The organism is Clostridium malenominatum (assembly GCF_039521365.1).
Classification (GTDB): Bacteria; Bacillota; Clostridia; order Clostridiales; family Clostridiaceae; genus Clostridium_AW; species Clostridium_AW malenominatum.
Map to the genome: position 1 here is coordinate 73,834 of NZ_BAAACF010000003.1, position 12,108 is coordinate 85,941.

At 30.4% G+C, this 12,108-nt stretch carries 11 protein-coding genes; all 11 read right to left on the bottom strand.

The genetic code is table 11. From position 1 onward, the window contains the following. Nucleotides 1–33 precede the first annotated feature (33 nt). Nucleotides 34–1,245, bottom strand: a complete 1,212-nt coding sequence (locus ABDZ69_RS12250; RefSeq protein ID WP_343770030.1) for an ABC transporter permease — start codon at nt 1,243–1,245, stop codon at nt 34–36. Then, nucleotides 1,245–1,958 carry an ABC transporter ATP-binding protein gene (locus tag ABDZ69_RS12255; RefSeq protein ID WP_343770033.1) on the bottom strand — a complete coding sequence of 238 codons (714 nt, stop codon included), beginning with the start codon at nt 1,956–1,958 and terminating at the stop codon, nt 1,245–1,247. The genes ABDZ69_RS12250 and ABDZ69_RS12255 overlap by 1 nt, the downstream gene beginning before the upstream one ends. A gap of 18 nt (nt 1,959–1,976) precedes the next feature. After that, on the bottom strand, nt 1,977–3,299 hold the full coding sequence (locus tag ABDZ69_RS12260) for an HlyD family secretion protein (protein ID WP_343770034.1): 1,323 nt from the start codon (nt 3,297–3,299) through the stop codon (nt 1,977–1,979). 162 nt (nt 3,300–3,461) lie between these two features. After that, nucleotides 3,462–4,703 (bottom strand): hypothetical protein, encoded by a 1,242-nt coding sequence (locus ABDZ69_RS12265; protein WP_343770035.1) that lies wholly within the window; start codon nt 4,701–4,703, stop codon nt 3,462–3,464. Between the two features lie 143 nt (nt 4,704–4,846). Beyond that, complete coding sequence (locus ABDZ69_RS12270) at nt 4,847–6,292, bottom strand: undecaprenyl-phosphate glucose phosphotransferase (RefSeq protein ID WP_343770037.1); 1,446 nt, start codon at nt 6,290–6,292, stop codon at nt 4,847–4,849. A gap of 19 nt (nt 6,293–6,311) precedes the next feature. Beyond that, nucleotides 6,312–7,181, bottom strand: a complete 870-nt coding sequence (locus tag ABDZ69_RS12275; RefSeq protein ID WP_343770038.1) for a glycosyltransferase family 2 protein — start codon at nt 7,179–7,181, stop codon at nt 6,312–6,314. Between the two features lie 7 nt (nt 7,182–7,188). Then, nucleotides 7,189–8,166: a glycosyltransferase family 2 protein gene (locus ABDZ69_RS12280; protein ID WP_343770040.1), complete on the bottom strand. Its 978-nt coding sequence runs from the start codon at nt 8,164–8,166 to the stop codon at nt 7,189–7,191. 264 nt (nt 8,167–8,430) lie between these two features. Beyond that, entirely contained in the window at nt 8,431–9,465 is a 1,035-nt protein-coding gene (locus ABDZ69_RS12285) for a GDP-mannose 4,6-dehydratase (RefSeq protein ID WP_343770042.1), read from the bottom strand. A 13-nt stretch (nt 9,466–9,478) separates the two neighbouring features. Further along, nucleotides 9,479–10,885 carry a UDP-glucose dehydrogenase family protein gene (locus ABDZ69_RS12290; RefSeq protein ID WP_343770044.1) on the bottom strand — a complete coding sequence of 469 codons (1,407 nt, stop codon included), beginning with the start codon at nt 10,883–10,885 and terminating at the stop codon, nt 9,479–9,481. Nucleotides 10,886–11,097: 212 nt separating this feature from the next. Continuing rightward, the gene (locus tag ABDZ69_RS12295; protein ID WP_343770045.1) at nt 11,098–11,523 is read right to left on the bottom strand and encodes a GtrA family protein; all 426 of its coding nucleotides are present in this window, start codon (nt 11,521–11,523) and stop codon (nt 11,098–11,100) included. Between the two features lie 15 nt (nt 11,524–11,538). Then, entirely contained in the window at nt 11,539–12,090 is a 552-nt protein-coding gene (locus tag ABDZ69_RS12300; protein ID WP_343770047.1) for an acyltransferase, read from the bottom strand. Between the last annotated feature and the right edge of the window lie 18 nt (nt 12,091–12,108).

A 12,108-nucleotide genomic window follows, 5' to 3' on the forward strand; every position in this document is an offset into this window, starting at 1 on the left:
TTACTCAATTCTTCGATTCTCACTTAATAAAAACTATTCATATCTTAAGGCCTCTATTGGATCTAACTTTGCAGCTTGATTTGCTGGATATAGCCCAAAGAATATACCAACCAACGAAGAGAAACCAAAAGATACAAGTATTACTTTTAATGATACAGGAACATCAACATGTATAATACTACTTGCCAGTTTCCCAAGAGATATTCCAAGTATTGTTCCTATAGTTCCCCCTATTAAGCAAAGAATAACAGACTCCATCAAAAATTGAATTTTAATATCTCTGGTTTTGGCTCCTATGGCCTTTCTAATACCTATTTCCCTAGTTCTTTCAGTTACAGATACAAGCATTATATTCATAACTCCTATACCTCCAACCACAAGAGATATGCCAGCTATAGCTCCTAGCACTAGGGTTAAAGTACCAAGCACCTTATCTATGGTTTCAAGTTCCTTAAATCCCTGTTGTGCTGAATACTTATCCTTATTTTTATGAGAGTTTTCTAAGAGTCTTACCATTTTATTGCTTACTTCTGTTGCATTATCCATATCTGAAAGAATAACTGAAAGACCTTGTATGTCTGTATTTGTAAACAATTCATCTCCTAAAGTTATTGGCATCAAGATAAGACCTGGCATATTGTCTCCAAATGCTGCACTCATACCTCCATTTGGGTCTTTACAAACGCCTATTATATTTAAATCCATATACTTATCTCTTACATTAATCTTTACTTTTTCTCCAACAATATCTATATCTCCAAATAACTTTTTTGCGGTAGGTTCGTCTAAAACTACTACATTTTTTCTTGTATCTATATCATGATCATTTAAATATCTTCCCTTTAACATTTTAATATTATAAACCTTTTGGGAATCAGCATTAGTAGCTCCTATTCTCACGGACTTGGACTTTTTTTCTGTTTTCAAGGACCCCATGCCCCCTATTTCTGGCATTACATGGGTTACTTCGGGAATATTTCCCTTAAGCATTTCTATATCTTCCATAGTAAAATAATCTCTTTTTTCTATGTTATTATCATCGGATGAATTTATTTTTAAATTTATTAGGTTAGTTCCTAAGTCTGAAAATTCTCCAGCTATAAAGTTTTTAGTACCATCTCCTATAGAAACTATGGTAATTACTGAGGATATACCTATAATTATTCCTAACATAGTAAGAAAGGATCTTAACTTATTTGCTCTTACACTTTGAAGAGCGGATTGAAAACTTTCAAAAATATTCATTATTCCCCCTCCTTACTATTAATTACAGTTCTTTTTTCTACAGGCTTATCTGATATTATGTTTCCATCTTTAAATACTATAGCTCTTTTAGTATGCATTGCAATGTCTGGTTCGTGGGTAACCATGACTATAGTAACGCCTTCATCATTAAGTTCTTGAAATATACCCATAATTTCCTCACTAGATTTACTGTCCAAGTTTCCAGTAGGTTCATCTGCAAGTATTATGGATGGACTATTTACCAAAGCTCTAGCAATAGCAACTCTTTGTTTTTGTCCCCCAGATAATTCATTGGGTTTATGATGAATTCTATCTGAAAGTCCCACCCTATCTAAGGCTAATTTTGCTTTTTCTTCCCTCTCACTTTTAGGATATCCAGCATACATCATAGGTAACTCCACGTTCGCTAATGCTGTAAGCTTGGGAAGTAAATTGAAAGCCTGAAATACAAAACCTATTTTCTTATTTCTTATTTCAGCTAAACTATTGTCATCTAAAGAAGATATATCCTCACCATCTAAAATATACTTACCTGAAGTTAATCTATCAAGACAGCCCAAAATATTCATAAGAGTTGATTTACCAGAACCTGAAGCCCCCATTATAGCAACAAATTCTTTTTCTTCTATAGAAAGATTAATTTCTTTTAACGCTTTTAGTTTAATTGCTCCTGTATCATACACCTTAACAATATCATTAAGATTTATTATCACAATATATTCCTCCTTTAATTATTTGTTAAGTGAAACCACGTCACCTTCTTTAAGTTTTTCAGGAGGATTTATTACATATGTTTCTCCTTCTTCAAGTCCTTCTAAAACTTCTATATCATACTCTGATTCTAAGCCTGTTTTAATATATTTTTTTGAAACTTTATTATCATTTATTACATATACATATTTTTTCTTTTCAGCCCTATCTTCCTTTACTGCATCAAAACCAACTGCTATAGATGAAGGACTTTCGTTTAAAATAATTTCTGCACTTCCCTCATAACCTGCTTTTATAAGTTCATCTATACTATCAAAAGTAATTTTAACTCCAACCTTAAATTCTTGATTTCCACCAGTAGCATTAATTTTTGCTTGTGCTATATCTTGTATATCTGCAACCACACCAGCATACTCTTTATCTATACCTTTTACTTTTATTGTCGCCTTTTGTCCTTTTCTAAGATTAACAGCATCGTACTGACTTACATCTAAAGAAAGTTTATACTTGGATGTATCATCAACTATAACCAAATCTCCAGTCTTTGGGTATTGATTTTCCTTAGCATCATTTCTTACAACTTTTCCATCTACATTTGCTCTTATATTGCATTGTTCAATTTTATCTTGTAAATTAGCTATATCTGCTTCTATAAGGGCTATCTGATTTCTTTGAGTTGATATTTTATCACTACTGCTAACAGTTAAATTTGATAGTGAATTTTTTGCATTATTTAATGAAAGTTGGGCAGTCTTCATTGCATTTTCAGCATCTGTTAAAGCTTTCTCTGCTCCATCAAATTCATTTTTTGAAACAAAGCCTTTGTCAAATAAAGCCTTTGTTTGTGAATATTTTTTATTTAAATCATCGTAGTTATTTTTTGCATTTTGTAGAGATATCTCTGATTGTGAAACCGAATTTTTTGCATTATTTATTTCGTTCGCTAAACTTGTACCTTGCAGCTGATTCAGTTGGATATTAGCATTTTGAAGATTAATTTTTTGTTTTTGAAGCTGATTCTTCAAATCTGAGGCGTCTAATTGAGCTATGATATCTTCTTTTTTAACAACTTGTCCTTCTTTAACCAAAACTTTTACAACTTTTGTAGACGGATTTAATGCCACTTCATTTCTATGGTTAGCTTCAATATTTCCAGTAGCTGAAGCTGTTTGCACTATTCTCTTTTTTGAAGCTTTTCCTGTATCTACTTTTATGGAAGCATCCTTATTTCCTTTACTAACAGACATTCCTATTGATATTAAAGCTATTAAGGCAATTGCAAAAATACTGAGGTTTTTCTTCGTAAGTTTGAGTTTAAATTTAAATTTATCTTTCTTTTCCATGATCTATCTCCTTCTTTTAATGAAATTATTTCACATACATGATAATTTTACCACAGGAGTGCCTACATTTCCATATAACAAACCTTAACTGTTACTTAAGAATTCATTAAATTTAAATATATAAAAAAGAGATAGCTTTTACACTATCTCTTTTGACTTTAACTATTTACTAACCACCTTCAAGAATTGAGGATAATCATTATAAGCTACTTCCTTCATTGGTAGCAAAGTCACCAATGAGTTTTCTTTTTCATTAACCCAGTTAAATACCATACAAGAACTTAAGCTTGGTTTAAACATATTAACAGCTTCATCCTTCAAAAGCATTTTTAAGTTATAAGCTGCATATATAAAAGCTGCTTTTTTCTTGTTTATATTTTTATATTTTCTCATATTTATAAGCCCAGAAGCTACCCCTGCTAAATAGAAGGAAGGGTTGTAAAGTACATTGCGACTGTCCGATACAATTAGCTTTAGGTTTTCTCTAAGTTTAGGCATAAGTTGTCTTAAAAGACTCATACCTTTCCCCTGAGGTATATCTACCTCCATTATCCCTTCACTTAAACTATTACAGGTTTTAATCCATAGGTCTTTATCACAATTTTGGCTAATTTCTATATAATCTCCTAAGGTAATGGATTCAAGATATCTTAAATCATGAAACACATTACAGTCTTCTAGCAAATCACAAAAATCAATTATAATTGGTTTATCTTCTGTTATAATAATGTTGTCCCCTTGAAAATCTCCATGAGCATAAGAGGTTAAACAAGTTATTTTTAATCCATTCCATACATCTTCATTATTAAAGAAATAATAAGGATTAGGCAGAATATTATCTGTACCATCTAAGGATATCCATTTTATCTCCTTAGGCACTCCAATACTACTGAAAGCATCTTTATATTTTTCATCCATATATCTATAGGACAATTCTCCTTTTACTATTTCTAATGGAGACATAAGTCTTTTTTCATGGTCTTTATTCCACATAAATAAAAATCTTGTTATTTTAGAAATTATACTATCTTTAAGCTCATCTTCATTGACTACCTTATCTAAAAAAGTTTCACTTTTATATATATGGTCTCCTGCTAAATCATACAGATTAGCATATAATAAGCTTTGTTTATTTTTTATTTCATAATTTGTTATAAGCTTGGCTATATATTTATGCATATTATTATTTGAAGCAATTTCATAGGCCTTTTGAAATACTTTACCTTCATTAGAGCTGCTTATCTTCAAAATACCTACCTTATTATCAGCCCCGTACTCAACTAAGTATACTACTGCCCCTGACCTGCCACCACTGAATTTATTTAATATCTCCACTGGCGCAATTTTATCCTGTAGTTCTTCACTAATTAAGTTTATTCTACTCAGTATATCAGTAATTTCCATTAGCTAACCCACCTTATAAGTATAATATTGTGTTATAAGTATTATACTATAAAATCATAAGGATATAATTAAATAATGGTAAATATATTATGAATTTTAATTATTCTATAGGCCCCCTACATCCTTTTTCAAGACTATCTCTATTAATAAGCATTCTTATTAACAAACCCCTTAAACACTGTAAGAAACATTATTTTTATATCCAGCCAAAAATTCCAGTTTTCTATATAGTAAATATCACACTCTATTCTCTTCTCAATGGAGGTATCTCCACGCCATCCATTAACCTGAGCCCAACCTGTTATTCCAGGTCTTACTTGATGCTTAATCATATACTTAGGTATTTCTTCTTTAAATTGTTCCACAAAATAAGGCCTTTCTGGTCTTGGCCCCACTAGGCTCATATCTCCTTTAAGTACATTAAAAAACTGCGGTAATTCATCTATAGAGGTTTTTCTTATAAAAGTACCCAACTTAGTTTTTCTTGGGTCATGAGAAGTTGTCCATTTTGCAACCTCTTCCTCATCCTTTTGAACTCTCATAGATCTAAATTTATACATAATAAAACTTCTTTTATTTAGCCCTACTCTTTCTTGTTTAAATATTATAGGACCTGGTGATGTTATTTTTATCAAGCAAGCAGTTAAAATCATTATAGGAGAAAAAATGATTAAAGCTATAGCCGCTCCTATAATATCTATAATTCTTTTTATAAATTTATTTATCATGTTATCTAAAGGTACATATCTTATATTTATTACTGGAAGTCCTTCAAGCTCTTCCACATAGGGTTTAGCAGGTATATATTTGTAGTAATCGGGGATTATTTGAGTTCTTACGCCGCTCTTTTCACAAGTATCAATTATTTTACCTAAAGCATCATATTGCTTTATATTTAAGGTTATGAAGACCTCGTCAACTTCAAAATCATTGAGATACTTTTCCAATGTATCCATACCATCAAAGGATACTCCACTAAAGTTAAATTTTTCTTTTATAGAAACAGCTGCAACTTCTTCTAGGGCTTTTAAATCTTTTATGTTATTATCCAAAATAGCTATTATATTATATCCCCACTGCTTATTTCTCTTTATTCTTTTTAAAAACTCAAAAGTTAAAGAATTATATCCTATGACAACAATGTGCTTTAAATTATATCCTTTTCTTCTAAGATTTCTAAGAATAAGTCTTATTATAGCTCTTTCCAAAACCGTTATCACAACGTTGGATATACCTAGTATGAAGAGTAAATACCTTGAATAGTTTACTTTTTTAGTAATATAAAGCATGAGAATAAATATTGTAATTCCAACTACATTGGCTTTTAAAATATTTATGCTCTCTTCATAAAAGTTTTTATACCTTTGGGGTGTATAAAGTTTTAATGAGGCATAAAGAATTAGATAAACAGGTATTATGCACAAAGTAGGAATTAAATAGTAATAAAAATTAACAGTAGTAGCATCTTGAGAATAAATTAAGCCACTTTTAAATCTTAAAAACCAGGCAAATATTAAGGAAACTAATATGGCTAAAGCATCTAATATAATCCCAAGTGCATTTAGATACCTTTGATTCTGTTTAATCAAAATATCACCTACCTTCTTATCATTTTTTCTTCTTAAATATATTAACCATATAAGTTAAAATAAGTTTTAATGCTATTCCTATATATACTAGTAAAGTAATAAAAATGTTATATTTTTTTCTATAGTGCTTATTATAAAATAAGTACATGGCTCTATGGAACTCATAAATGGTTTTTACTCTTTTCTTTTTACTAGAAGCTCCTTTATAGTGTATAGTAAGGGCTTTTGGATAATAGATTATTCTATATCCTCCTTCTTTTATTCTATGGCACCAGTCAATGTCTTCTCCATACATAAAAAAACTTTCATCGAGAAGCCCCACTTTATCTATAGCTTCTCTTCTCACCATCATAAAGGCTCCTACTACAGCATCTACCTCACCCGTTTCAAACTCTGATAGATGACCCATATGATAACGCCCAAAGTTCTTATTTCCTGGGAAAAGTTTGTCTAATTTTAATATATAGTGTAGTGAAGCTTTAGGAGTTGGAAACCCTCTTTTGCAAGCCTTATCTAAGCTTCCATCAGGAAGTACCACTCTACACCCCAGAACTCCAGCTTCAGGATGGTTATCCATATAAGCCACAGATTTTTGAAGGCAATTTTCTTTAACCACTGTATCTGAGTTAAGAATGAGTATATATCTTCCCTTAGATTCTTTTATAGCTATGTTATTTGCCTTTGAGAAACCTAAGTTGGCATTGTTTTCAATAAGCTTAATCCCTGGAAAGCTTTCTTTTATCATTTCACAACTGCCATCTTTAGAGCCATTATCGGAAACTATTATTTCGTAAGTCACCGCTTGTCCCACAGTATTTATAACTGATTCTACGGTTTGCTTTAAAAGTTCTTTTGTGTTGTAGTTTACTATTATTATTGATAAGTCCATGGTTGAACTACCTTTCTAGAATTTTAATTAGCTTGTATATAAAATATTTAAATGTATTTACTACCATTATTGCCTCTATTTTAACATAATTGAAGAGATTTTTATAATAGAACTTTGTCTTGTTTATGTGTTTTAAGTTTTTAAAGGCTTCTTTAATTCCTTCTCTATACTCTTTTTCAAATCCCTTCGTATAAAAAAACATATATTTTATTAAAAATCCTAAAAAAATAAAGGGAATATTTATTATAAGCTGAATTAAAGGCATATTTTTATATACTACATAAATATTATTTCTAGCGGCTAATTTTACTTTAAAACTATTATATTTACTTCCTGTAGTGGCACTGCCTATATGATATACTTTAGCCTTGCTAGAGTAAAAATTCCTATACCCATGAATTTTAGCTCTGTAGCTTATATCTACATCTTCCATATAAGCAAAAAAGCTCTCATCAAAATAGCCTATTTCCCCGAAAATCTTTTTACGATAGATAGCAGCACCAGCACAGCTACTAAAAACTTCACAGTCTTTAATATACTTTTCTATAAAAGCTCCGTCTCCTCTTTTATATGCCCAAGCTAAAAGACAATATTCATCTCCAGCATCATCTATTTTATCTTTTTCACGATAACGTATCATTTTGCTGGAAACAGAAAATATTTTAGAGTCTCTTTCAATAGCTTCTACTAAATTAAACAACCAATCTTCAAAAACTACAGTATCATTATTTAAAAGAACCACATAATCTCCCATTGATTCTTTTATTCCTCTATTTACAGCAACACTAAAACCGTAATTTTTATCCATTTTAATTAACTTTATACCTGGATAATTTTCTTCTATGATATTTAGACTATTATCAGTAGATGCATTATCTACTATTATAATTTCAAAGTTAGTAAAAGATTGTTTAGATAGGGAATCTAAACAATCTTTTAAATATTTTTCTCCGTTGTAGTTTGGTATTATTATAGATATTTTCATAATATATTCCTTATGTATTTTTTCACTTTCCTTACATTATTTTGATATAAGTTCTTGAATTTTTTATAAAGATTTCAGAACATATAAATTTACTAATTCACTAATAATACTGGCCATATGATAAAATTGTGTCTTATTCATTCTATGATTTACATAATTCATTACTACGGACAATAAAATTAATGAGTTTACGCGCTATATTTACTACCTCTAATGCAATATTTGTGTGGTGATTTGTATTTAGCACCAATTCTACAAACTTTTTTATTTAATTTTGTAATATTCAACATACCAATCTGCAAATTTTTGAAGTCCATCTTCAATTGATGTAGATGGCTTAAAATCTATAGCTGCTTGCAGTCTGTTCGTTGAAGCATATGTTGCTGGTACGTCTCCTGCCTTTAAAGGTTCAAATATTTTTTCAAATTCTACTTTTCTTCCCAAAGCATTGCTTAAAGCCTTTTCTAAGGTTCCGATAAATGCCATCAACTTTTCAGGTGAATTATTTCCAATATTAAATACTTTATGGGCAGCAGCATTTTCTTTTTTTTCTGGTGGATTGCTTAATAGCCTTTCAATCCCTTCTACTATATCGTCAACATATGTAAAATCTCTATATAAGTCATTTTTAAAATTACCATTATTAAATATTTTAATTGGCTCGCCAGCAAAGTACTTATTAGCGAAATCGAAGTAAGCCATATCTGGTCTACCCATAGGACCGTAAACTGTAAAGAATCTAAGCCCTGTAGCTGGAATTTTGTAAAGATGGCTATAAGTATGAGCCATTAATTCATTAGATTTTTTAGTGGCTGCATAGAGTGATACTGGATTATCTACAAAATCAGATTCCTCAAAAGGTACTTTTTTATTAGAACCATATACTGAACTGGATGATGCATACACAAGGTGTTCTACAGGATTATATTTACAAGCTTCAAGGATATTAAAAAAGCCAATTATATTGCTTCCAATATATATATCTGGGTTCTCTATAGAATATCTAACCCCAGCTTGCGCTGCTAAGTTTACTACTATATTAGGTTTGTACTCTTCAAAGGCATTCATTATCATAGCCTTATCTGAAATATCTCCCTTGATAAATTTAAAGTTTTCAAAGAGTTTAAGCTTTTCCAATCTTGCATACTTAAGATTTACATCATAATAATCATTTATATTATCAATACCTATTACTTTGCAACCTTTCTCTAAAAGCTTTTTGGATAAATAAAATCCAATAAAACCTGCAGTTCCAGTAATTAAAAATGTTTTAGTTGTATCTAAAGGTTTGTAACTCAATTGTTTTCCTCCTTTAATTTTTGGTTGCAGCTGCTTCAGAAAGTGCCTCAGAAATTTCAACGTATGGTCTTCCTATAGAATAGTACTCTACCCCTAGCTTTTTCATTTCTTCAACATTATATATGTTTCTTCCATCATAAACCAAAGGAGTTCTCATAAATTTCTTATACTCTACTGGCTTAATAGCTTTAACCTCACCCCATTCAGTAAAGATAAAACATACATTAGCATTTTCCAAAGCTTCTTCTATATTATCAACATACTTTATAGCACCTTGTCCCACTTTTCCTTCAGGATATACCTTTTTAAAATTCTCTTTGCCTACTGGGTCATAAGCATAAATATCTGCTCCACAGTCTAATAATAAAGGTATATTTTCAAGAGACGGTGCTTCTCTTAAATCATCGGTTCCTGGTTTAAATGTAAGCCCTAGAACTGCTACTTTTAAGCCATTAAATGTAATAAGACGTCTAGAAGCCTTTTTATATAATATGGTCTTTTGATCACTATTTACATCAATGGCAGCTTTAATTGTTCTAAGTTCATATCCATTTTGTCTTGCTAAATATTCAAGAGCCTTTGTATCCTTAGGGAAACAGGAGCCCCCAAAGCCAATACCAGCATTTAAGAACTTGCTTCCAATACGCTCATCAAAACTCATACCTTTTGCTACATCTTGAATATTTGCTCCTACAAGCTCGCAAAGGTTAGCAATATCGTTCATATAGGATATTTTAAGTGCAAGAAAGTCATTGGATGCATACTTTATCATTTCTGCTGATCTTCTACTTACAGATACTATAGGAATATTAAAAGGCTCATATATCTTCATAAGCATATCTTCTGCCCATTTACTTTCTGTTCCTATAATAATTCTTGCAGCATGAAGAGTATCATGCACTGCTGTACCTTGAGCTAAAAACTCGGGGTTAGAAGCTACCTCAACTCTAATTCTTCTATTACAACCAGCACCATTTCCAACACAAATCTCACCATCATGCGGTAAGAAATCTTTTATAAACTGCTCTACTTTATCATTAGTGCCTACAGGTACTGTAGATTTTACTACTACAAGACAATCCTTTTCTACTGTTTCAGATATTTGCCTTGCAACGGTGGCTAAGTAACTTAAGTTTGCAGAACCATCTGGCTGCTCTGGAGTTCCAACTCCTATAAATATAGCATCTGCATCTCTGTAAGCTTTTTTATAATCTGTACTATAATAGAGCCTACCAGCTGCATAATTCTTCCTCATCAAACCTTCCAAATCCTGTTCATAGATTGGCGAGATTCCCTTTTTCATCAATTCTACTTTCTTTTCATCAATATCTACGCAGGTGACTTGATGACCTACTTCAGCAAAACATACTCCTGCCACTAATCCTACATAACCTGTCCCTGCTACTGCAATTTTGTACATATTCTTTCCCCCTAAGTATGATCAAAATATAATTGTAAAATATCAAATTTATTTATTTTTAGAGTGCTTACTATTTAAAACGTGTATTAACCAAAAGGCTAAAGAAACACTAGCTAAATCTATCGTAAGCTCTAATTTCTTATTCACTATTATTCTCCTGATATATTTACCACATTTAATCAAATTTTTTATCCTATAAGTTTTATTCTGCATTAGCTTTTCTTAAACACAACTAACTTTCCAAAAACGTAGTTTAAAATAATAACTATAATTTGTAATAAATATTTACTAACAACTTTATTAATACCTAAAAATTCTACCATATAAATTAATCCAAAATAATCTAAAATCCCTGTAAAACCTCGCGTAAGTATAAAACGAATAAATTCATTAAATAATTGGTAAATGTTACTTTTCTTGCTTCTAAAAACAATTACTTTATTAGTAATATAAGCAAACAGTTTTCCTAAAATAAGTGAAATCAAATTTGCAGTTTTATAGCTTATATTAAAAAACAAAAGCCCTTGATATATAAAAATTCCAACAAACATTGTTAAAACGCCAAAAATAGTATAAGTCACTATTTCTCTACTACATTTTTTTTTTATTATAGACTTAATAAAATTTGTTGTTTTCATTTTAATAAATTACACCTATACCCTTTTCTTTACTAATCTAGCAGGAACTCCAGCAACAATAGAATACGGCTCTACATCATTTAATACAACACTTCCTGCACCTATAATACTTCCAGTTCCTATTTTAACTCCACCAGTGATAACAACGTTTGCTCCTATCCATACATTATTTTCAATTAAAATTTTATTCAATTTCTTTTTTTGTAATTTAATGGGGACATGAATATCCTCATATCCATGAGAAAAAGAAATTATAGAAACTTTAGGTCCTATACTTACATAGTCTCCAATTTCAATTCCACCATTTCCATCAATCCAATCATATTCATTAAATGAAACATTATCTCCGACAATTACATTCTCTGGAAACTTGATTGTTACATCAGATGCTATTCTTAGTCCTTTCCCACATTTTTTTAAAAATATTTTATATAATATCATTCTTAATGGTATTCCTAAAGCTGATGGCACATATTTTGCTATGCCTAAAATTAGATCTCTACATATATATTTCAATACAATATCATAAAAACTTATCTTTTCATTAATTATTATCGGCATTCTCATTATGTGGAAACCACCTTT